Raw genomic sequence first — 22357 nt, forward strand, 5'->3', positions numbered from 1 at the left:
TGACAGCTGAGAAAACGCCCCCTGCCGAGACCTGTCGAAGGGCTTGGGGCGCCGCCGGGCAGGACGAGAAAGCGTATCCGAAATGGCCAACGTCACCGTGATCGGCGCCCAATGGGGCGACGAGGGCAAAGGCAAGATCGTCGACTGGCTGAGCAACCGCGCCGACGTGGTCGTGCGGTTCCAGGGCGGTCACAACGCCGGCCACACCCTGGTGGTGGACGGCAAGGTCTATAAGCTGGCCCTGCTGCCGTCGGGCGTGGTGCAAGGCAAGCTGTCGGTTATCGGCAACGGCGTGGTGGTCGATCCCTGGCACCTGCTGGACGAGATCGGCCGCATCGCCGACCAGGGCGTGGCGATCACGCCGGACGTGCTGGTCGTGGCCGACAACGCCTGCCTGATCCTGCCGCTGCATAAGGACCTGGACCAGGCGCGCGAGGCCGCTTCCTCGCAGAAGATCGGCACCACCGGGCGGGGCATCGGCCCGGCCTATGAGGACAAGGTGGGCCGCCGCGCCATCCGCGTCGCCGACCTGGCCGACCCGGAAGCTCTGAAGCCCAAGATCGAGCGCCTGCTGAGCCACCATGGCGCCCTGCGCCGGGGTCTGGGCCTGCCGGAGGCCGACGGCGACGCGCTGCTGGCCCAGCTGCTGGAGATCGCGCCGAAGATCCTGGCCTACGCCAAGCCGGCCTGGCGCCTGCTGGACAAGGCCGCCAAGGACGGCCGCCGCATCCTGTTCGAAGGCGCGCAAGGCGCCCTGCTGGACGTGGACCACGGCACCTATCCGTTCGTCACCTCGTCCAACACCGTAGCCGGCCAGGCCGCGGCGGGTTCGGGCATGGGTCCGCGCGGCCCCGGCTATGTGCTGGGCATCGTGAAGGCCTACACCACCCGCGTCGGCGAAGGCCCCTTCGCCGCCGAACTGGATGACGAGGTCGGCAAGCACCTTGCCACGGTGGGCCGCGAGGTCGGCGTCAACACCGGCCGCGCCCGCCGCTGCGGCTGGTTCGACGCGGTTCTGGTGCGCCAGTCGGTGGCCCTGAACGGCATCGACGGCGTGGCCCTGACCAAGCTGGACGTGCTGGACGGCCTGAAGACCCTGAAGATCTGCGTCGGCTACAAGATCGGCGACCGCACGGTCGACTACCTGCCCGCCGGGATGCGTGATCAGGCCGCCGCCGTTCCGATCTACGAGGAAATGGAAGGGTGGGACGAAAGCACGCAGGGCGCTCGCTCGACCAAGGACCTGCCCGCCAACGCGGTCAAATATGTCCGTAGAATCGAGGAGTTGATCGAAGCGCCGGTCGCATTGCTCTCGACCAGCCCCGAACGCGACGATACCATCCTGATGCGTGACCCCTTCCAGGGGTGAAGCGGATGTGGTTAGCCAAGCTCAACCACCCGCGACGTGGTGGGGCTTTTGGCTACGGGGGAGGCGAGACTTTTGTCCGCCCTTGGGAAATTCGGATCCGGCGGCGGTGACCGCTCGGCGCGCGGTCTGCGCGCCTTGCAAAAGACCGCATCGACCAGCCGTGTCCTGAATCTGCCCGCCGTCGAGGCCCAGAGCGGGACCCGTCCCGAATATCTGGAATCGCCGCTGTTCCGCAGCCGGGTGCTCAACACCGCGTTGATCATCAAGCATCGGCTGCGGCCCGACGATTCCTATCTGTTCGACGACGCCCGCGCGACGGCCACCAAGATCATCATCCCGTTCGAGCGCACCGACCTGGGCCTGGGCGGCCAGTCGGTGTTCGTCGGGCAGCGAGGCTGGACCGACATCCTTCGTGAAGCCTGCCGCGACGTGCCCGACCTCAGCGGCGACTTGCGCGTGCTGCGGGTGATCGACGCCCTGCCGTCGCTGGATCCATTCCTGCTTCGGGAGAACCTCCGCCGTCACGGCCATCGGGTGGCGCCCTGCTACTTCGCCATCTCGCAGGCGGACATGGAGCAGATGCAGAGCTTCGTGGGCGGCCAGATCTCCGAGCTGACGCGCCTGGCCTATGACGGCAAGACCAGCTCCAACGAGACCGGCAGCCTGGTGAAGGCCCTGCTGTCGACCGACGTCGACGAGCGGCTGGAGCCCTTGCGCCGCACCCTGGTGCTGGAAGGCGAGAGCTTCCGCGAAGGCGTCTTCAGCTGGAAGGGCGTCCTCTACTACAAGTGGATGTTCAGCGTTCTGGAGCCGCAGCTGCGAATGGTCGTGCGCGAGTTGGGCGAACTGGTCGCCAGCCGCGTGCCGGATCCCGACACGGCCAACCACATCGACACGATCCGCAAGCGCCTGCAACGGGCCATCCTGCTGCAGAAGCGGGACGTCCAACGCACCCTGGAAGTCTACAATGACGCGTTCCGCGATCTGACCATCAACGGCAAGGCCCACGCCTTCCGCGCCTTCCTGCTGTCGGCGCCGGAACTGTTCCTGTCGCTGGGCGAGAAGATCGGCGCGATCTCCCACATCAGCAGCTTCTGGCGCTACCGCTTCCCGGCCGGCCGCCCGCCGGTGGCGCCGGTGGACGAGGTGTACGACATCCTCAACGACTTCGAGGCCAGCCTGCAGCGGCAGGAGTCCTAAGCCCCGCATGTCGATCGACCCCAAGCTGAGCCGCGCCGTCGCCGAGCGGGTGGCCCGCGTCCTGATCATCAACCCGCAGGCCCCGGCCGCCCGCATGCTGGCGACCCAGTTGCGCGACCTGGCGCCGAGCGAGGCGACGATCATCGCCGACGCCGCCACGGCGTTGAAGGCGGTCAACGATCTGAATCCGACCCTGATCTTCGTCGAACACGTGCCCGGCGAGATCGACGGCCTGGAGTTCACCCGCCGCCTGCGGCGCAGCATGACCCCCGCGCGCGGCACGCCGGTGATCCTGACCACCGCCGAGGCCACGGCCGCCGTCCTGTTCGGGGCGCGCGACGCGGGGGTTCATGAGTTCCTGCGCAAGCCGTTCAACCTGGGGGACCTGGCCAAGCGGGTCGTGGCGGTAATCGCGCCGCGCCCCTGGATCCAGGCCGAAAGCTATATCGGCCCTGACCGCCGGCGGTTCAATTCCGGCGACTACAAGGGCCCGCCCAAGCGCCTGAGCGACAAGCGCGCCCGCGACGCGGTCGCTGTGCAGAAGACGGTTGTAGCCCTGCTGCGCAACGCCGATGCGGCGCTCGACGTGAGCCCCGACGAAGTGATCAGCGCGCTGAAGGCCCGGGCCGACACGCTTTATCCCGCCTTCGAACCGGTTCCCGGCGGCGGCCCGCTGGCGGTCGAGCTGACGGCTTGGCTGGAGCTGCCGCTCAACACCACCCCGGCGGCCCGTGCTCAGCTGCGCGAGAAGATCCGCGCCCTGCTGGCGCTCCTCCCCCCAAGCTAGGCCTTGGGTGCGTCACGCTGGCGCACCAACTGTTAACAGTCACAATTGTACGACAGTCGGACCCGTGGAGGTTCGCGTCGTTGAACACACCCGCCCTGCTCTTGAACGACCCGGTCGTGCTGATCGTCGAGCCGCATGTGCATACCGCGCGCATGCTGGCCAGCCTGCTCAACAGCCTGACCCGGTGCGACATCCATTTCGCGTTTGATGTGACCCAGGCGACCGAACTGGCGGCGGACAAGACGCCTGACCTGCTGTTCATCGCCCATGCCCCGGATCAGGTGGACGGCCTGGACTTCACTCGCAACCTGCGCGCCAGCGATTGGGGATGCCGCGAGGCCCCCGTGATCCTGACCAGCGCCGAACCGACGACGGCCTTGATCAACGGGCTTAAGGAAGCCGGCGTGCAGGAGTTCCTGCGCCGCCCCTATACCATGGGCGGACTGGCCCAGCGGCTGGAAGCCGCCTCCGCCCGCATGCAGCGGGCCGAGGCGAGCGCGCCCGCCCCTGTGGTTGAGGAACGTGAGGAAACCCTGGAGGAAATCCAAGAGCGCATCGACCGGATCACCGAGACGATGAAGCTGCTTCACCAGGGGCTGAAGCTGTTCGACACCGACGAGGCCGAGGCCTGCCGCGTCCTGTTGGCTCAGGCCGAGGTCTTGAGAACCTTCAATATCCCCGGCCTGCCGTACGCCGCCGGGGACTTGAAGGATTACATCACCATCAGCGGCGAGTTGCTGGAGCAACGGCGGCTGAAGGCCGCCATCAACGCCGTGATCACCGTCATCGCCGACGGGGTGAAGTCGGCCGCCTAGGCTTCGACCAGGTTGCGCTCGCGCGCGGCGGTCTGCATCGACTTCTGCAGCTTCTCAAAGGCGCGGACCTCGATCTGACGCACGCGCTCGCGGCTGACGCCGTATTGCGACGCCAGTTCCTCGAGCGTGGTCGGATCGTCCTTCAGGCGCCGCTCGGTCAGGATGTGACGCTCGCGGTCCGAAAGCTCGGTCATGGCTTCTTCGAGCAGGCCCATGCGCAGGGACTTCTCTTCCGTCTCGGCGACGGCGTCTTCCTGGCTGACCTGGTTGTCGTCCGCCAGCCAGTCCTGCCACTCGCTTTCGCTGTCCGAGCGCAGGGGCGCGTTCAGCGAGGCGTCCGGACCCGACAGGCGCCGGTTCATGGAGATCACTTCGCTGTCCAGCACGCCCAGCTTGGTGGCGATGGCGCTGACCTGGTCAGGGTGCAGGTCGCCTTCCTGGAAGGCGGCGATCTGGCTCTTGGCCTTGCGCAGGTTGAAGAACAGCTTCTTCTGCGCGGCGGTCGTGCCCATCTTCACCAGCGACCACGAACGCAGGATGTATTCCTGGATCGAGGCGCGGATCCACCACATGGCGTAGGTCGCCAGGCGGAAGCCTTTGTCGGGCTCGAACTTCTTGACCGCCTGCATCAGGCCGACATTGCCTTCGGAGATCACTTCCCCGATCGGCAGGCCGTAGCCGCGGTAGCCCATGGCGATCTTGGCCACGAGGCGCAGGTGGCTGGTGACCATCTTGTGCGCGGCGGCGGGGTCCTGGTGTTCTTTCCAGGCCTGGGCGAGCATGAACTCCTCATCCCGGGCCAGCATCGGAAACTTGCGGATTTCCGAGAGATACCGCGAGAGGCCGCCTTCCGGCGACATGACGGCGAGTGCGTTTGCAGCAGCCATTGCGATGATCCCCTTTTCTTATTCGGAGCTGTCCGCGCGGCGATCCGCGCGACGTCCCAGCCCCCTTGAAGGCATCAGATAGGAATGCGTTGCGGCTAAGGTAAGGCCGATAACGCATTTGTAATGTCCGAGCGCCGGACTAGGACATTCTAGCCCCTGATAACGCGCCCGGACAACCTGTCCCTGGGATTAGAGCAGTGTTGTGCGACGGTTTGCGACGTGCCCGCCGCGACTTGATCACTTGCGCTGCGGCAGCGGCACCTCGACGTGCGGCGCCTTGTAGATGCGGCCGTCCTCCAGCATCAGCCGGCCGTTGACGAAGGCGGTCTTCACTTTGCGCAGGGCGGTGAGGTCCTGGTCGGGATTGCCGTCGACGACGATGATGTCGGCCAGCTTGCCCGGCTCGATGGTGCCCAGGCGGTCGCCCATGTGCATGATCTCGGCGCCGGTCTTGGTCGCCGCCACCAGCGCCTCGGTCCTGGTGAAGCCGATGCGGGTGAACGCCTCCAGCTCGTCGATGTAGGAGCCGGGCAGATAGCCTGTGCCGGCCAAGGCCACCACGTCCAGGCCGATGCCCATCTTCACCCCGGCCTTGCGCATCTTGGCGGCCATGGCCTCGATGGTCGTCTCGTTCAGTTCGAACCGGCGCGAGGTGGAGCCGAAATAGCCTCCGCTGCCGCGCTGGATGATGCGGTAGGCGATCATGGTCGGCACCGAGGCGATGCCGCGCTTGGCCATCAGGGCGACCGCCGCGTCGCTGCGCGGCAGGGGGTGCTCGATGGAGTCGACGCCGGCCTTGATCGCCATGTCGATGTACTGGGTCTCCGCATCGACCGTCACCGGCAGGCCGAGGGAGTGCGCCTCATCGACCGCGGCGGTGATCTCCTCCTGGGAATACTCGCTGGCGAGCTTGATGAGATCGGCGCCCTTGGCGAATTGGATGCGCACGGCCTCGCGCCAGCCGTCGGGGCCGGAGGCGATATGGGCCATGCCGTTGGGATTGCCGTTGGCCACCTCGGGCCAGCCGGGGCCGAAGGTGTGGATCGCCGCGTGGCCGCCCGTCTGGGTGATCAGCTGTCCGGCCGTGAAGACGCGCGGTCCCGGCAGATCGCCCGACGCCTGCAGCCGCTTGAGGACGAACGGCGCATCGCCGTGGGAGGCCACGTCGCGAACGCTGGTGACGCCGGATTCCAGATAGATCGACATGCGCTTCACCCCGCGCATGACTGATTCCGCGCCGCTCAGATTGGCGCTGGAATAGACGCTGGAAGCGTCGGCGCGCTCCATGAAGGTCAGGTGGGTGTGCAGGTCGATCAGGCCTGGCATCACCGTCTTGCCGGTCACGTCATGGATCACGGCGTCCGCGGGCCAGTTGCGGTCCGATGGGTCGAGCACCGCCGTGATGGTCTTGCCGGTGACCACAACCGTCGCCGGGCGCGCCGCCTTGCCCGTGCCGTCGAACAGCCGCCCGCCGACCAGGACGAAGGAGCCCTTGGGCGCGTTGTGCTCGGCCGGCGTCGGGACACGCAGGACGTCGTCGGACGTGGGGACCGAGTGCGGCAGCCACTGATCGCGGTTGTAGAGCGGACGCGCCTGGGGACCGCCGTCCTGGGCGAAGGCCGCCGTGGCCGACAGCAGGGAGACGGCGAGCAAAGCGCCAGAAATCTTGCCGGTTATCGTCATCTCAAAATCCGCCAAAGCCGTACGCTCTTGATCGGTCAGTGTCCGACATGGCGGGCCGCGCGCAACGGAGGAAACTTGCGGGCGAGACTGAGAAACCCTTGCCCTGAAAAGCGGCTGTTGCGCGCAAACCCGCAGAGCGCGGTAGCGCGGCTCTGACTCTTCATCGCAAACTGCCGCCAGCCCGCGTCGGCCTTCACGGCCGGGCCAGTCGCTTTCTAGGGGGATGGGATGTTCAGAAAGACTTTGATGACCGCCGGCGCGGTCGCGCTTCTCGCCACGGGCGCGGTCGCCCAGGAGCAGGGAGCCAAGCCCGCCGTCCGCGCGCCGAAGGCCATGGCCTCGTCCGGTCATCCGCTGGTCACCCAGGCGATGCTGGAGGTCCTGAAGAACGGCGGCAACGCCATGGACGCCGCGCTGACCGGCGCCATCCTTCAGAACGTGGTCGAGCCGCAGATGGTGTCCCTGGCCGGGGCCCTGACCGCCCTCTACTACGACGCCAAGACCAAGCAGTACTATTACCTCGACGCCGACCTGGACCACACGGCCAAGGGCGCGCCGACGGTTCCCGGATGGGCGCAGGTCACGGGCGGTCCGCTGCCGACGGAGCCGACGTCCGGCAAGCTCGTCGCCGTGCCGGGCGCGGTCGCCGGCCTGAAGGCGGCGGCGGACCGGTTCGGGACCCTGAAGTGGAGCCAGTACTTCCAACCGGCGATCAAGACCGCCGACCAGGGCTTCCCCATGTACTCGTTCCTGTACGGCGAGATGGCCGACGCGGCGCTGGGCCGTCTGTCGGCCTATCCGTCCGGCCGCGAGGAGTTCCTGCCCAACGGCTATGTCCCGCCTGTCGGGTCCAAGATCGTTCGGCCCCGCCTGGCCGCCACCATGCGCCGTCTGGCCAATGAGGGGACCGACTACTTCTACACCGGCGATTTCGGCCGAAAGTTCGTGTCGGAAGTCCAGAAGACCGGCGGCTCGCTCTCCATGGAGGACATGGCCCGCTACAAGGTCCGCTGGATCGAGCCGCTGCGCTTCACCTACAAGGACCACGAGATCATCTCCGCGCCGCCGCCCGGCACGGCCGGCGCGCTGATGGCCATCGCCATGAACATCGTCGAGCCCTTCGATCTGAAGGCCGGCGGCCACTACACGACCTCGGCGGAGTCGCTGTACCGGATCCGCAGCGCCTTCGGCTTCGCCGAGGACATGACCGACGGGTTCATCCAGGACCCCGAGGCCTACAACGTGCCCACCTCGGTGCTGACCTCCAAGGCCTTCGCCGCGCATCTGAGCGCGCTGATCGACGGGTCGATGCCCAAGGTGAAGCCGGTCGCCAAGGCCGAAGCGGCCGACGGCATGGCGCTGGCCGGCGGCTTTGACCATTCGGATGTCCACGCCTCTGACACCGACCACATCGTGGTCGCCGACGCGCAGGGCAACATCGTCTCCCTGACCCACAGCGTGATGGGGGCGACCTTCGCCACCGGCCTCGTCGTCGACGGCGTGGTGGTCAACGGCGGCAACTACTTCCCCGGCCGCAACCAGGCGCCCGGTCGCCGGGTGGTCAGCGGCTTCGCCCCGACCATGATCGCCGAGAAGGGCGAGCCGGTGATGTCCATCGGCTCGCCGGGCCTGACCTCACGCGCCATCGCCCTGACCCTGATCAACCATCTGGGCTACGGCATGCCGCTGGAGCAGGCGGTGGACGCGCCGCGCTTCCAGGGGTCAATCAAGGGCCGCGCCATGTCGATCGAGGGCCGCATCACCGACGAGGTGCGAGCCCAGATGACCGACACCTACGGCGTCACCGTGAAGATCACCACGCCCTACAACTGGCACTACGGCTCGATCCACGCGGTCGCCAAACAGCCCGACGGATCGTGGCTGGGCATCGCTGATCCCCGCCGGGGCGGCCACGCGGCGGGCTACTGAACAGGAAAATGGCCGGAGGCGACGCCCCCGGCCATTCGTCTGTTCGGTCTTGGGACTAAGCGGTCAGGCCGCTTGGCGCACGGCCGAGACGTGAGACGCGGAAGCCGTCTGGCCCTCGATCTTGAAGCGGTCGACCAGGTCGCCCAGCGTCCCGGTCTCGCCGCGCAAGGACTGGGTCGCGGCGGTGGCTTCCTCGACCATGGCGGCGTTCTGCTGAACCACCTGGTCCATCTGGTTGATGGCCGAGTTGACCTGGTGCAGGCCAGTGGCCTGTTCCTGGGCCGAGGCGGCGATCTCGCGGATACGCTCGTCGATGCTGACCACCTGATCGACGATCCGGCGCAGGGCGGCGCCGGTCTGGCCGACGAGATCGACGCCTGCCGACACCTGCTGTTCGGAGGCAGTGATCAGGGCCTTGATCTCCTTGGCCGCTTCGGCCGAGCGCTGGGCCAGGGCCCGCACTTCGGAGGCGACTACGGCGAAGCCCTTGCCGGCTTCACCAGCCCGCGCGGCTTCAACGCCGGCGTTCAGAGCCAGCAGGTTGGTCTGGAAGGCGATCTCGTCGATCACCCCGATGATCAGGGAGATCTCGCGTGAGGAGGTCTCGATCTGACCCATGGCGCCGACCGCCTGGTCGACGACCTTGGCCGAGCGATCCGCGTCGGCGCGGGCGTCTGCTACAGAGCCGGAGGCGGTCTTCGCGCCCTCGGCGGTGCGGCGCACCGTGGCCGTGATCTGGTCGAGGGCGGCGGCCGTCTCTTCCAGGGCGGCGGCCTGCTGTTCCGTGCGGCGCGACAGGTCGGTGGAGGCGTGGGCGATCTCGTCCGAGCTGGAGCGCACGCTGCTGGTGCTGATGTTGATGGCGCGCATGGCGCCCATCAGTTCGTTCATGGCGCGGTTGAAGTCGTCCTTCAGGCTTTGCGAGCGCGGGGCGAACTCGGCCGTGATGCGGTGGGTCAGATCGCCGTCCGCAAGGCGGCTGAGGGCCTGGCCCAGGGATTCGACGGCCACGGCGTCTTCCTTGGCCTGACGGGCCTTGTCGGCCTCGCGGGCGGCGCGCTCGGTCTCTGACAGATTGCGGTCGGCCTCGCTGCGGGTCTCCAGGGCGATCTTCTCGAGCGCCGCTTCCTTGAACGACAGGACGGCGGCGGCCATGTCGCCCAGTTCGTCCTTGCGGCCCATGGCCGGGATCTCGACGGCGTTATCGCCGCTAGCCAGACGACGCATGGTCTGGGTCATGGCGGCCACCGGGGCGGCGACGGCGCCCGACAGAAGCCAGTTCATCAGGCCCGCAATGACGACGGCGGCGACAGCCGCGCCCCCAAGGGTGGTGACCATCGTGCTGGCCGCGGCCGCCTGGGCGGCATTGCGGCTTTTCACCTCGGCGTTGGCCGCATCGAGGATTTCGCCGTGCAGCTTGCGAAGGCCGCCGAGCGACTTCTTGCCGACCAGGGCGGTGGCCGTCTCGCGGCCGGTGGTCGGATCGCTCATGGCGGAAACAGCAGGATCGCCCACCTCGGCGCGCCAAGTCGCCATGGCTTCACGCATCTGCTCGGCGCGAGCCTTCTGCGCCGGCAGGCGGGTGGTGTTCTCGAAGTCGTTCAGAGCGGCGTCGAAGGCGGCCTTCTCTTCGTTGTAGGTATCGAGGAAGGCCGTGTCGGCCAGCAGCACATAACCGCGCACAGCGTTCTGTTGCTCCAGAACACCCTTCAGCAGCACCTCGCCCTTGCCGGCGACCAACTGGCCACGCAGGGCCGAACTCGAGGCGGCGTCCAGCTGCGCCAGGCTGCTGAGGATCAGGCCGGTCGCCACCAGGAATGCGGCGATGACGGCGCCAAAAGCGACGATGAGCTTGGCTCGAATACGGAAATTGTTGAACGACATGCTGCGCCCCGAAGCAGAAACTATCGAAGCTCAGCCGTAGTGGTCGGGATACAATCCAAGGTTAACCGAGAGGAACCATTGCGCCCGAACCGCGCGGCATGCTGACGCATCGGGTGTTCGGCGACCATGGTTCGTCAAATTACCTGAGCGCCGCTGCGCCCTTTTCGGCCTCCACGGGCACGCCCCCACATTTACCCAGCGCTCGGACCCTATTGCAGGCGGCGACAACACCGGCTGGCAGGCGAACCTGATAGCCGCCGTCGAACCGGGCGTCCGGCCGCATGTAGTCGGTGGATACGTATTGCGCGCCGCTGGCGAAGGCGGCCTCGCGGCGGCGCGGGTCGTTGGATCGCGCTTCCCAGGTGTCGGCGTCAGCGCGGGTGCGCACCACGAAGCCGGCCTTCACGGCGGCCTGGATACGGGCCTGCTGGGCCACCGGGTCATTGAGGGTCAGATAGGCGGCGGCGGGCGAAGCTTCGTCCGTGTTGACGAACATGGCCCGGCCTTCCAGCGACCCGCGCGCGCCGCGATAGACGGCGACCTTTTCCGGGCTCTCGTCGAGGGCGAAGAACACCTTGCCCCGCGCCGCGGCCAGGGTCGGCCAACCGCCGGCCAGGACAGCCTCGCGCAGGGTCGACTTCGCGCCCTGCACCTGGTCCGGGGTGACCATCTCGGCGTCCGCAAACACCGAGCGGATCTCCGCGTCCAGCGTGTCGAACGCCTTGGCGTTATAGGCCGGCGCGACCACGCCGCCGGGCAGGTTGGGGCCGCCTTCCTTGGCGTTGATCAGGATCAGGATCGGCGCGTGGGTCGGATTGGCCTTCGACCAGGACCGCACCTCGCCCAGGCAGGCGACGAAGGTCAGGCAGGTGGAGCGGAAGTCCACGTCCTGCATATGCAGGACCTTGTATCCCGGCTTGGCCATGACGGCCGCCGTCTCGACCGACATCCGCTCGCCCTTGCCCAGAGCGGTCTTCGGCGTGGCGTAGAGCCCGCCTGCCGGATCCTGGGCGACGTCGATCTCCAGCTGGCGCGCGCCATCGTCCAGCTGTCGCGCCAAGGGGTGGTGACCGTAGTCGATGCCGAGCGCGCGCTGGCCGCCCGCGGCGACCATGGCGGCCAGTTCGTCGGCCGGCAGGTGCTGCTTGTAGCTGTTGTGGGTGCCCACCGCGACGAGGTCGTTGAGCTTCAGGACGCAGGCGTCCTCCGTCGAGGACGGCGCGCAGGCGATGGCCGACGCTGCGGATGCGGCGAGAAGGAAAGCAAGCATGGGCGCCCCGAGTTTTGCGGCAGCCCTACCTCGCTTTCACGACGGCTTCGCGTCAGCGGCCGCCGGCGTAGGCGAGCAGACGTTCGTGGACTTCCTGCAGCGGACGCGGGGCCTGCGCCTTCTCCAGGGTGAAGCGCTCGACCATGGAGGTCAGGCCCACGGCCTGCTGGTCCAGGGCGCGGGTGGCGGCGGCGCTCTGTTCGACCATGGCGGCGTTCTGCTGGATGACCTGATCCATCTGGTTCATGGCCTTGTTGACCTGTTCCAGGGCCGTGGACTGCTCCACCGCCGAATGGGCGATCTCCTGAACCAGGCTGGAGATCTCGCCCACCTTGCCGACGATGGCGGCCAGGGCCTCGCCGGTCTGGCCGACCAGGGCGACGCCATTGTCCACCTGCTGGCCAGAGCCCCCGACCAGGGCCTTGATCTCCTTGGCCGCCTCGGCCGAGCGCTGAGCCAGGGCCCGCACTTCGGAGGCGACGACCGCGAAGCCCTTGCCGGCGTCGCCGGCCCGGGCGGCTTCCACGCCGGCGTTCAGGGCCAGCAGATTGGTCTGGAAGGCGATCTCGTCGATGACGCCGATGATCTGCCCGATCTCCTGCGAGGACTCGGCGATCAGACCCATGGCGGCCACGGCGCGCTTGACCACCTGGCCGCTGCGCTCGGCGTCCTCGCGGGCCTGGACGACCACGCCGGTGACCTGTTCCGCGCCCGAGGCGGTGCGGCTGACCGTGGCGGTGATCTGGTCTAGGGCGGCGGCGGTTTCCTCCAGCGTCGCGGCCTGATGCTCGGTGCGGCGCGACAGGTCGTCGGAGGCCTGGGCGATTTCCTGCGAGCCGGTGCGCACGGCGCCGGCGGCCCCCGCCAGGCCGCGGATGGTGGTTTCAAGCTGGGCGACCGCCGCGTTGAAGTCGTCCTTCAGTTCGCGGTACTCGGCGGCCACGTCGTCGGTCAGGCGCACGGACAGGTCGCCCTCGGCCAGCTTGGCCAGTTCGCCGGCCATGGCGTCGACCAGCTTCTTCTGTTCACGACCAGCGGCCTCGAAGGCGGCTTCGGTCTCGCGCAGGCGGCGGTCCACGTCGCGGTGCGTTTCCGCCGCCTGAGCTTCCAGGCGCGAGCGGGCCAGGCCGTTCTCGCGGAAGACCTCGACGCTGCGGGCCATCTCGCCGATCTCGTCGCGACGGCCGGCGCCGGGAATGGTGACGTCGAACTCGCCAGCGGCCAGGCGACGCATGGTCGCCGACATGGCGCCCATGGCGGAGATGACCAGGCGCTCGAAATAGATCGCGCCGAGGATGACGCCGACCACGGCGCCCACGCCCACGGCGATGCTGACCCCGTCGGCGATGCGCAGGATGTCCGCCGCCCGGTCGCCGGCGTCGGCCACCATGTGCAGCAAGGTGACGTTCAGGGCCGCCAGGGCAAGCATGGCCGCCATCCCGATGAACCAGGAAACGCGCATCCGGGACTTGATCGTCATCAGCATGAGAAGCCTCGTTCTGAACCGAAGCTTCACCGCTACGACTGAGTCGTTTTCGCCGCCTTGATCTGGATCAGTGTTTCGCCGCGATTTAGCGCCGCGCCTCAAAGGCCATGCGCACGGCCAGCCCGCCCAGAACCGTGCCCATGATCCAGCGCTGCACCTTTGCCCAGGTCGGGCGTGCGGCCAGGAAGGCGGCCACGCCCCCGGCCGCGAACACCACCAGCCCGTTCACCGTCACGCTGATGACGATTTGGGTCGATCCCAGAAGCAGGCTCTGCCCCAGCACGTTCCCATGCTCCGGCCGGATGAACTGGGGCAGGAGCGACATGTAGAGGACGGCCAGTTTCGGATTGAGAAGGCTGGTCGCGAGGCCCATTCCGAACAGCCGCGCGGGTCGATGGGCCGGCAGATGGCGCACCTGGAACGGCGAGACCGCGCCGGGCTTAAGCGCATTCCACGCCAGCCAGGCCAGATAGGCCGCGCCGCCGAACCGCAGAATGTCATAGGCGACCGGCACGGCCATGATCACCGCCGTGATCCCGGCGGCGGTCAGGGTCATGTAGATGAAGAAGCCCAGCGCGACCCCGCCGAGGGAGATGAAGCCCGCCGCGCGGCCCTGGCTGATGGAGCGGGACAGCAGATAGAGCATGTTCGGGCCGGGGGTGCAGGCCATGCCGAAGGTCAACAGACCAAACGCCGCCCAATTCTTGAACTCGACCATCAGATCCCCCGTAATTCGGCCGAGCCAGGCCGTCGAACAGACACGCGGCAGGAGCGTGCAAACTCGTCGTATTCGCTCACCATCGGCGGCGAGCGGAGATCCTAGGCCGGGCGGCGCGCCCGCAGGGCCTGGGCGATGGTGCCGTCGTCCAGCCAGTCGAGATCACCGCCCACGGGAACGCCGCGCGCTAGGGAGGTGACGCTGGCGCCAGACGGGGCGAGGCGCTCCGCCAGATAGTGGGCCGTGGTCTGGCCGTCGACAGTGGCCGGCAGAGCCAGGATCACCTCCCGCACCGCCCCACCAGTGGAGCGCTCCACCAGTTCACGCACACGCAAGGCCTCGGGGCCGACGCCGTCGAGCGCCGACAGCAGGCCGCCCAGAACGTGATAGCGGCCCCGGAAGGCCCCTGCCCGCTCCATGGCCCACAGGGCGCCGACATCCTCGACCACGCAGATCAGGGTCTGGTCGCGGGCTTGGTCGGCGCAGACGGCGCAAGGGTCGGTGGTGTCCAGCGCCCCGCAGACGCCGCAGGTCTTCACCCGGTCACGGGCGGCCGCCAGGGCGTCGGCCAAGGGGCCGAGCAACTGATCGCGCCGCTTCAGCAAGGCCAGGGTCGCCCGCCGGGCCGAACGCGGTCCCAGCCCCGGCAGCTTTGACAGCAGGGCGATGAGGCGCTCGATCTCGGGTCCGGCGGAAGCGGCCAAATGCTTAGAACTTCAGACCCGGGATGCCGCCCATCATGCCGGCCATGGGGCCGGCGGCGGCGCGCATCATCTCGGCCTGCTGGGCGTCGAGGGTCTTCTTGGCGTTGGCGTGGGCCGCGACGATCAGGTCGGCGACCACCTCGCCCTCGCCCGGCGCCATCAGGCTCTCGTCGATCTTGATGCCGACCAGTTCGCCGCCGCCCTTCAGGGTGACCGTGACCATGCCGCCGCCCGAGGTCCCCTCGGCCGTCAGGTCGGCCATCTTTTCCTGGGCTTCGGCCAGCTTGGCCTGCATCGCCTGGGCCTGCTTCATCAGGCCGCCAAGATCTTTCACGCTCTACTCCTCGTCTTCTTCCGGTTCGGGGGCTGACGCCGCCTCGACGATCTCCGGCGCATTGCCGAAGTGGACAATCTCGGCGCCCGGAAACGCCTGCATGACGGCCCGCACGAACGGGTCCGCCTCGATCTCCGAAAGCAGCTCGCGCTTTTCGCGGCGCTCGCGCTCTCGATCGGTCTCGCCGCCCTTGCCGCCGTCGGTGACGACCAGCCAGGGCTGGCCCGTCCATTCCTTCATTCGGCTGACCAGCCGGCTGGTCAGGTTGTGCGGCGCGCCGGGCGCGGGTTCGAACTGGATGACGCCGGGACGCACGCTGATGGGGCGGACGTACTGCTGCACGTCCCACTTGAGCCCGACGTCGCGCTTGGCCTCGATCAGGCGGACGATGTCCTCGAAGCTGGCGATGACCGGCGCGGCCTGCTGGGCGGCCTGGGGCATGGCCATGCCCTGGGCGACCACGCCGCCGCCACCGCCGGCGGCCATTCCACCGCCGCCGCCGCCGCCCGAAGGACCGCCGCCGATGGGCGAGCCTTCGCGGATGGCCTTCAGCGCCTCTTCGGGGCCCGGCAGTTCGGCGGCGTAGGTCAGGCGGATGATCGCCATCTCGGCGGCCGCCGGCCCGTCGGGCGCGCGGCGCACCTCGTCGTGGGCCTTGAGCAGCATCTGCCACAGGCGCGACAGCACCCCGGCCGAGACATTGGCCCCGATGGCGGCCAGGCGGGCGGCCTGCTCCTTGGGCAGGGACAGGGCGTCCGGGCCAAGCGCCTTGGCGACGGACGAGCCGTGGCAATGCTCCAGCAGGTCGAGCATGACCACCGCCGGATCGGCGCCGAAGCCCCACAGGGTGCGAAACGCCTCCAGCGCGGGGCCGACCTCGCCGCGCATGATGTGTTCGAACAGGGCGATGGTCTGGGCGCGGTCGGCCAGACCCAGCATGTCGCGGACCACGGCGGCGGTGACCGTCTGCCCCCGCTCCGCCTGGACGATGGCCTGGTCGAGCAGGGACAGGCCGTCACGCACCGAACCTTCGGCGGCGCGGGAGATCAGGGCCAGGCCGTCGGCCTCGACCATCGCGCCTTCCTGCTTGGCGATGCGCGAGAAGTGCGCGCTCAGCACGTCCGGCTCGACGCGGCGCAGGTCGAAACGCTGGCAGCGCGACAGGATCGTCACCGGGACCTTGCGGATCTCGGTGGTGGCGAAGATGAACTTGGCGTGGGGCGGCGGCTCCTCAAGCGTCTTCAGCAGGGCGTTGAACGCCGCCGTCGACAGCATGTGGACTTCGTCGATGATGTAGACCTTGTACCGCGCCTCGACCGGGGCGTAGCGGACCCCGTCGAGCAGCTCGCGCATCTCGTCGACCTTGGTGCGCGAGGCGGCGTCAAGCTCCAGCACGTCCATGTGCCGCCCCTCGATGATGGCGCGGCAATGGCGCCCCTCGACGCTCAGATCGACCGAGGGCGCATGAACGGTGTCGCTCTCGAAGTTCAGGGCGCGCGCCAGCAGGCGGGCGGTGGTCGTCTTGCCGACCCCGCGGACGCCGGTCAGCATGAAGGCGTGGGCGATCCGGCCGGTGGCGAAGGCGTTGGCCAGGGTGCGGACCATGGCCTCCTGCCCGATCAGGTCCTCGAAATTGCGCGGGCGGTATTTGCGCGCCAGCACGGTGTAGGCGGCGGACGGCTCCTCCGACACGGCCAGCGGCCCCTGCTCGGCGGCCGGAGCGGGCGCAGCGGCGGGCGCGCCGCCGAAGATGTCGGCGGTGTTCTCGTCGCGCTCGGGAACCTCGTCCGGCTCGAAAGGCGTATCGTCGTCGATCAAAGGGCGTCCTTCGAACTCGGGGAGCAGGCCCGAGGTGCTGTACGAAATGTACAGTCTACGTACAGGCTTCAACACCCGAAAGGGCGCTGGCGTTGGAAGATTTTGGGGAGAAGGTGAAGCCGGCGCGACCCGGAGCGAAACTCGTTGTGGCTGCTGCCTTCCGGCCCTGACCAGATTGGCGAGGCGTCCGCCCGCGCCGACTTCGAGCGCTATATCGCTCCGCCGAGCCGATTTCGCAAGCACGACCGCGCTTGACCGGCCAACGCGGGTCAGCGACGAAAGCCGTCATGCCCCTTCCCGCGCCGATCAACACCTTTGCCGGAAACCCCCTGGACCGCGCCAGCGAACGGCGCGGCGACGAGGCCTGGGTCGCCGAAAAGCTCGCTGACCCGACCTCCCTGGGCCTGGCCCTGTGGAACGGAAAGCCTCTGGTCGAGGACATGGAAGGCGGCAAGGGCGTGCAGATCGCCTATTTCCCCGCCGACCTCGCCAAGGAAATGGCCGGCGGCGACGAACAGCTGCTGTTCATGGGCCTGTGGAAGGAGACCGCCGTCTTCGCCGTGGACCTGGACGGCATCGGCGACCCGGCCAGCAGCAGCGGCCTGACGGGCATCGGCCGGTTCGAGGAGCTGCGCGCGGTCGCTCCGCAACTGCCGGCGGCCGACGCCGGCATCCTGGCCACGGCCAAGGCGATGTTCGAATGGCGCCGCCGCCATCGCTGGTGCTCGGCCTGCGGCCAGCCGTCCAAGGTCGCCGACGGCGGCTGGAAGCGGATCTGCCCAGCCTGCGAGACCGAACACTTCCCGCGCACCGACCCGGTGGTGATCATGCTGGCGGTGCATGGCGACAAGTGTCTACTGGGCCGCCAGTCGGGCTGGCCCAAGGGCATGCACTCGGCCCTGGCCGGCTTCCTGGAGCCCGGCGAGACGATCGAGGAGGCCTGCGCCCGGGAACTGAACGAAGAGGCGGGTCTGAACGCCACGTCCGTGCGCTACCACTCCACCCAGCCGTGGCCCTATCCGTCGTCGCTGATGATCGGCCTGATCGCCGATGTCGACAGCGACCAGGCGGCGCCGGACCAGACGGAGCTGGAATCGGTGCGCTGGTTTACCCGCGCGGAAGCCGCCGCCCTGATCAAGGGCGAGATCGCGGACGCCTTCGCGCCCCCGCCCCTGGCCATCGCCCACCAGCTTCTGAAAGCCTGGTCAGAGGGCTTCTGAACCTCTCGGAATCGCCAGTAGCGGGAACGACCGCGAATCGCCGACCCTGCGGCGACTTGGGGACGATGGACAACATGACGACGAGCGGCGAAGGCGCTGCGGCGAAGGGGCCGCCGGCACGGCACGTGGCCGCCGTGGTCGCGGGCAACGCGCTCGAATTCTATGACTTCCTGACCTACGCCTTCTTCGCCGCCCAGATCGGCCGGACCTTCTTTCCCTCGCACGACCCGGCCAGCAGCCTGCTGGCGTCGCTGGCGACGTTCGGCGCGGGCTTCCTGACGCGGCCCGTGGGCGCCCTGGTCATCGGGCGACTGGCGGATCGGGTCGGACGCAAGCCGGCCATGCTGCTGACCTTCGGCCTGATGGGCGCAGCCATGGCAGGGGTGGCGCTGACGCCGTCCTACGCCGCCATCGGACTGGCCGCCCCGGCCATCGTCATCGTCCTGCGCCTGCTGCAGGGCTTCGCCCTGGGCGGGGAGCTGGGGTCGAGCACCGCCTACTTGGCCGAAGCCGCTCCGGCGCGCCGGCGTGGGCTGTACGTGTCGTTCCAGTACATGGGCCAGGACGTGGCGATCTTGATCGCTGGCTGTCTGGGCGTGGTGCTGTCGAACCTGCTGACGCCCGCCGACCTGGACGCCTGGGGCTGGCGTGTCGCCTTCCTGGCGGGGGCGGTGATCGTGCCCCTGGGCCTGATCCTTCGCCGGTCGCTGGAAGACACCCTGCACCTGCCCGAGCCGCCGCCCCCTGCGACGCGCAACCCGGCCGATCACAGGCGGGTCGCGATCCTGGCCCTGGCGATCCTGTCGGCGGGGACGGTGGCGTCGTACCTGCTGAGCTATCTGACGACCTACGCCAACTCGACCCTGGGCATGCCTGTCAGCCTGGCGTTCGGGGCGACGGTGGCGACCGGCCTGGCGGGGACGGTGTTCGATCCCATAGGCGGCGCCCTGTCGGACCGTTTCGGCCGCAAGCCGGTGATGGTGGTCTCCTGGGGCCTGCTGACCCTGGCGGTGCTGCCGGCCTTCTGGCTGGTGGAGCAGTCTCGCACGCCGCTGGCGCTTTATGGCGGGGCGGCGGTGCTGACCATCGCCTTCGTCACCGGCGCCTCGGCGGCGCTGGTCGGCATCACCGAGGCCCTGCCCAAGCGCTCGCGAGCCGGCAACCTGGCGATCATCTACGCGGTGTCCACGGCGGTGTTCGGCGGCGCGACGCAGGTGTTCGCCGCCTGGCTCACCAGGCTGACGGGCCAGCCCATGGCGCCGGCCTGGCTGATGATGGGCGCGGCGGTGATCGCGCTCGGCGCCGCCCTCGGCCTGCGAGAGACGGCGCCGAACAGGGCCGCCTAGACCAGCTTCAGCACTTCCCGGGCCGTGATCACGATCAGGGCGATGGTCGACAGCGAAAACAGGGCGAAGCGGGCCATCACCAGATTGACCGTGCCCTGCACCAGGCTGTGGGCGACACGCAGGCCCACATAGGCCCAGGCCAGCCCGATGTTCGTCCCGTCGCCCTGGCCTGCCAGGTGCACATAGACCGCCAACGCATAGAAGATCGTCGGCTGCTCCATCAGGTGGTTGTAGTTGTCGGCCACCTGCCGGACGCCGTCGGGCAGCACCGCGAGCGAACCAGGAAACCGGGCGCTCTGCGGCTCGATCCGCGCCTTCTGCATGGCCGGAATGCGCGTGGCGTACATCCACAGCCAGACGACCAGCGACCAGGCCACAAGGGCCAGCACCGGAGTAAGGATCGAGTTCATCGGACGCCCTCCCAAGCGTTGCTTTGGGGCAAGCCTAAGGGAGAACGCCGATCTGTAAAGTTGAGGTCAGACGCGGTCGCGGAACGGGTCGGCCGGGAAGACGCCGAGAATCTCGAACTTCTCGGAGAAGAAGCGCAGCTCCTCGAAGGCCAGGGCCAGGCCGCGATCCTCGGGACGGGCGTCCACCTCGGCGTAGAAGGTCGTGGCGGTGAAGGCCCCGTCCTCCATGTAGCTTTCAAGCTTGGTCATGTTGACGCCGTTGGTCGCAAAGCCGCCCATGGCCTTGTAGAGGGCCGCCGGCAGGTTGCGGACGCGGAATACGAAGCTGGTGATGCAGCGCGTCGTGAACGGCGGCGGGGGCGGCGTCGGATCGGCGGTCATCACCAGGAAGCGCGTGGTGTTGGTGCGCTCGTCCTCGATGTCCTTCATCAGGATGTCGAGGCCATAGATTTCCGCCGCCAGGGCCGGAGCGATGGCCGCGCGGGTCGGGTCCGGGTTCTGCGACAGAGCGCGGGCGGCCCCGGCGGTGTCGCCGAAGCCTTCGGTGGCGACGCCCAGCTTCTTGAGGCTCTTGCGGCACTGGCTGAGGGCGATGGGCATGGAGACCACCGTCTTGATCTCCTCCAGCTTCACGCCCTTGTTGGCCATCAGCTGGAAGCGGATCGGCTTGAAGCGCTCGCCGATGATCTTCAGCCCGGCGGACGGCAGCAGGTGGTGCACGTCGGCGACGCGGCCGGCGATCGAGTTCTCGACCGGGATCATGCCCAGCTCGCAGGCGCCGGACTTGATGGCGTCGAACGCCTCTTCGAAGGTCGCGCAGGGCGCGGCTTCATAGCCCGGAAAATAGGTGCGGCAGGCCTCGTGGCTGTTGGCTCCGGGTTCGCCCTGGAAGGCGATCTTGGGCATCACGCTCATGAGTTTGTCCTGTCAGCGAAAGCTCGGGCCGCGGCCAGGTCGGCCGGGGTGTCGACGGAGATGGGCGCGTCGTCGGCGACGGCGGCCCAGATGGAGAAGCCCAGTTCCAGGGCGCGCAGCTGTTCCAGCTTCTCGCGCTGCTCCAGGGGCGAAGGGGCGGCGGCGTGGAACGCCTTCAGGGCCGCCAGGCGATAGCCGTAGATGCCGATGTGCCGCCAGACCGGCGCGTCGCCATAGAGGGTCGAGCGGGTGAAATAGAGCGCCCGTCCATGCTGGCCGCCGGGGTTCATGGACAGCACCGCCTTGACCACGTCCGGATTGGCGCGGTCGTCGATGGAGGCCTCGGGCGCGACGACGGTGGCGATGTCGCAGGCGGGATGGGTTTCCAGCAGACGCGCGCAGGCCCCGACCACTCCGGGTTCGACGAACGGCATGTCGCCCTGAAGGTTGATCACAACATCGTGGCGGCCTTGGGGATCGAGCTGCGCGAGAGCCGCCAGGATTCGGTCAGAACCCGACGGCAGGGCCGGATCGGTCAGCACCGCACGGCCGCCGGCGGCGTCCACGGCGGCGACGATCTCGGGATCGCCGGCCGCCACGGCCACGGGACCGACGCCCGCCGCCTCGGCCTGGCGCAGCACGCGCACGATCATCGCAAGGCCGCCGATATCGGCCAGCGGCTTGCCCGGAAGCCGGGTGGCGGCGAGGCGAGCGGGGATGAGGACGATGGGATTCATGATCACAGGTCAGCGGCGAAAGGGCGCGAAGTCGTGCTGCGAAAGCCGCTCCGTCTTGCGCATGGGCCGGTAGCGTGTAAGAGACGCCGACGCAATAAGGGGGCGCTTTGCGCCGTGATGACGACCGCGCCCTGCGCGGTTCTGCGAGAGGCTGTAGTAGGCGGGCATGAGCGATTTGACGTTCAACAAGATCGCGGGCGCGGTTCTGGCGACTGGTCTGGCCATCTTCCTTCTGCGCGAGGCGTCGGATGTGGTGTTCCACAAGGAGCACCCGGAAAAGGCCGGTTACGCCATCGCCGTTCAGGAAGAGGCCGAAGGCGGCGCGGCTGCGGCCGAAGTCGCTCCGGATTGGGGCACGGTTCTGCCGGCCGCCAATATCGAAGCCGGTAAGGCGATCACCGCCAAGTGCGCCTCGTGCCACACCTTCGAATCGGGCGGCGCCAACGGCACCGGCCCGAACCTGTTCGGCACCGTCGGCAAGAAGCCCGGCACCCACGGCGGCTTCGCCTATTCGGGCGCCATGGTCGACTACGGCAACGCCAACCCGGTCTGGGACTACGACAAGCTCGACGCCTTCCTGAAGGCTCCCCAGAAGGATATCGCCGGCACGAAGATGACCTTCGTCGGCCTGAAGAAGCAGGAAGACCGCATCGCGGTCATCGCTTACCTGCACAGCCTGGGTTCGGCCCTGCCGATCCCGGCCCCGAAGCCGGCCGCCGCGGCTGACGCTCCGGCCGCCGACGCAGCCCCGACCGAGGGCGCCGCTCCGGCGGGCGAGGCTCCGGTCGCCGAGGCGGGCGCGGCTCAACCGGCCAAGACCGCGACGCCGAACTAAGGCGTCCGGC

Annotated in this window: 20 protein-coding genes and 1 other RNA gene; 8 read left to right on the forward strand and 13 right to left on the reverse strand. The window is 68.5% G+C overall.

Annotated elements, in window-relative coordinates:
- The first annotated feature begins 82 nt into the window (after positions 1 to 82).
- From ABOZ73_RS06210 to ABOZ73_RS06225, 4 genes are all read left to right on the forward strand, one after another.
- Entirely contained in the window at positions 83 to 1369 is a 1287-nt protein-coding gene (locus ABOZ73_RS06210) for an adenylosuccinate synthase (protein ID WP_369061602.1), read from the forward strand.
- A gap of 72 nt (positions 1370 to 1441) precedes the next feature.
- Positions 1442 to 2569: a hypothetical protein gene (locus ABOZ73_RS06215; protein ID WP_369061603.1), complete on the forward strand. Its 1128-nt coding sequence runs from the start codon at positions 1442 to 1444 to the stop codon at positions 2567 to 2569.
- 7 nt (positions 2570 to 2576) lie between these two features.
- A complete protein-coding gene (locus ABOZ73_RS06220) occupies positions 2577 to 3356 on the forward strand; it encodes a two-component system response regulator (protein ID WP_369061604.1) in 780 nt (259 codons plus the stop codon).
- 80 nt (positions 3357 to 3436) lie between these two features.
- Positions 3437 to 4171 carry a response regulator gene (locus ABOZ73_RS06225; RefSeq protein WP_369061605.1) on the forward strand — a complete coding sequence of 245 codons (735 nt, stop codon included), beginning with the start codon at positions 3437 to 3439 and terminating at the stop codon, positions 4169 to 4171.
- On the opposite strand, the gene rpoH is transcribed toward ABOZ73_RS06225, so the two are convergent.
- Entirely contained in the window at positions 4168 to 5064 is an 897-nt protein-coding gene (rpoH, locus tag ABOZ73_RS06230; protein WP_369062494.1) for an RNA polymerase sigma factor RpoH, read from the reverse strand. The genes ABOZ73_RS06225 and rpoH overlap by 4 nt on opposite strands.
- Before the next feature lie 231 nt (positions 5065 to 5295).
- Positions 5296 to 6741, reverse strand: a complete 1446-nt coding sequence (locus ABOZ73_RS06235; protein ID WP_369061607.1) for an amidohydrolase family protein — start codon at positions 6739 to 6741, stop codon at positions 5296 to 5298.
- A 228-nt stretch (positions 6742 to 6969) separates the two neighbouring features.
- On the opposite strand from ABOZ73_RS06235, the gene ABOZ73_RS06240 reads away from it, so the two are divergent.
- Positions 6970 to 8670 (forward strand): gamma-glutamyltransferase family protein, encoded by a 1701-nt coding sequence (locus ABOZ73_RS06240; protein ID WP_369061609.1) that lies wholly within the window; start codon positions 6970 to 6972, stop codon positions 8668 to 8670.
- A gap of 63 nt (positions 8671 to 8733) precedes the next feature.
- Here ABOZ73_RS06240 and ABOZ73_RS06245 read toward each other — a convergent pair whose 3' ends face one another.
- The 8 genes from ABOZ73_RS06245 to ffs form a co-directional block, all read right to left on the reverse strand.
- Positions 8734 to 10554 (reverse strand): methyl-accepting chemotaxis protein, encoded by a 1821-nt coding sequence (locus ABOZ73_RS06245; RefSeq protein ID WP_369061611.1) that lies wholly within the window; start codon positions 10552 to 10554, stop codon positions 8734 to 8736.
- A gap of 139 nt (positions 10555 to 10693) precedes the next feature.
- Positions 10694 to 11824, reverse strand: a complete 1131-nt coding sequence (locus ABOZ73_RS06250; protein ID WP_369061613.1) for a phosphatidylinositol-specific phospholipase C1-like protein — start codon at positions 11822 to 11824, stop codon at positions 10694 to 10696.
- A gap of 52 nt (positions 11825 to 11876) precedes the next feature.
- The gene (locus ABOZ73_RS06255; RefSeq protein WP_369061615.1) at positions 11877 to 13310 is read right to left on the reverse strand and encodes a methyl-accepting chemotaxis protein; all 1434 of its coding nucleotides are present in this window, start codon (positions 13308 to 13310) and stop codon (positions 11877 to 11879) included.
- 85 nt (positions 13311 to 13395) lie between these two features.
- On the reverse strand, positions 13396 to 14028 hold the full coding sequence (locus tag ABOZ73_RS06260) for a LysE family translocator (protein WP_369061617.1): 633 nt from the start codon (positions 14026 to 14028) through the stop codon (positions 13396 to 13398).
- 101 nt (positions 14029 to 14129) lie between these two features.
- Positions 14130 to 14732 (reverse strand): recombination mediator RecR, encoded by a 603-nt coding sequence (gene recR / locus ABOZ73_RS06265; protein ID WP_369061619.1) that lies wholly within the window; start codon positions 14730 to 14732, stop codon positions 14130 to 14132.
- Between the two features lie 4 nt (positions 14733 to 14736).
- Positions 14737 to 15066, reverse strand: coding sequence for a YbaB/EbfC family nucleoid-associated protein (locus tag ABOZ73_RS06270; protein ID WP_369061621.1), 330 nt, complete (start codon positions 15064 to 15066; stop codon positions 14737 to 14739).
- A gap of 3 nt (positions 15067 to 15069) precedes the next feature.
- Positions 15070 to 16884 carry a DNA polymerase III subunit gamma/tau gene (locus ABOZ73_RS06275; protein WP_369061623.1) on the reverse strand — a complete coding sequence of 605 codons (1815 nt, stop codon included), beginning with the start codon at positions 16882 to 16884 and terminating at the stop codon, positions 15070 to 15072.
- 110 nt (positions 16885 to 16994) lie between these two features.
- Positions 16995 to 17090, reverse strand: an RNA gene (gene ffs, locus ABOZ73_RS06280) — signal recognition particle sRNA small type.
- A gap of 81 nt (positions 17091 to 17171) precedes the next feature.
- Here ffs and nudC point away from each other — a divergent pair.
- Positions 17172 to 18104, forward strand: coding sequence for an NAD(+) diphosphatase (nudC, locus tag ABOZ73_RS06285; protein WP_369061625.1), 933 nt, complete (start codon positions 17172 to 17174; stop codon positions 18102 to 18104).
- Positions 18105 to 18178: 74 nt separating this feature from the next.
- On the forward strand, positions 18179 to 19450 hold the full coding sequence (locus ABOZ73_RS06290) for an MFS transporter (RefSeq protein ID WP_369061627.1): 1272 nt from the start codon (positions 18179 to 18181) through the stop codon (positions 19448 to 19450).
- Here the strand turns inward: ABOZ73_RS06290 and ABOZ73_RS06295 are convergent.
- The 3 genes from ABOZ73_RS06295 to ABOZ73_RS06305 form a co-directional block, all read right to left on the reverse strand.
- A complete protein-coding gene (locus ABOZ73_RS06295; protein WP_369061629.1) occupies positions 19447 to 19860 on the reverse strand; it encodes an MAPEG family protein in 414 nt (137 codons plus the stop codon). The two genes, ABOZ73_RS06290 and ABOZ73_RS06295, sit on opposite strands and share 4 nt — an antisense overlap.
- A gap of 66 nt (positions 19861 to 19926) precedes the next feature.
- Positions 19927 to 20775: a prephenate dehydratase gene (locus tag ABOZ73_RS06300; protein ID WP_369061631.1), complete on the reverse strand. Its 849-nt coding sequence runs from the start codon at positions 20773 to 20775 to the stop codon at positions 19927 to 19929.
- Positions 20772 to 21512 carry a 3-deoxy-manno-octulosonate cytidylyltransferase gene (locus ABOZ73_RS06305; RefSeq protein ID WP_369061633.1) on the reverse strand — a complete coding sequence of 247 codons (741 nt, stop codon included), beginning with the start codon at positions 21510 to 21512 and terminating at the stop codon, positions 20772 to 20774. The genes ABOZ73_RS06300 and ABOZ73_RS06305 overlap by 4 nt, the downstream gene beginning before the upstream one ends.
- A 166-nt stretch (positions 21513 to 21678) precedes the next feature.
- Here ABOZ73_RS06305 and ABOZ73_RS06310 point away from each other — a divergent pair, with 166 nt between their 5' ends.
- Complete coding sequence (locus ABOZ73_RS06310; protein WP_369061635.1) at positions 21679 to 22347, forward strand: cytochrome c family protein; 669 nt, start codon at positions 21679 to 21681, stop codon at positions 22345 to 22347.
- Positions 22348 to 22357: the final 10 nt, after the last annotated feature.

It is taken from the genome of Caulobacter sp. 73W (genome assembly GCF_041021955.1).
Taxonomy (GTDB): Bacteria; Pseudomonadota; Alphaproteobacteria; order Caulobacterales; family Caulobacteraceae; genus Caulobacter.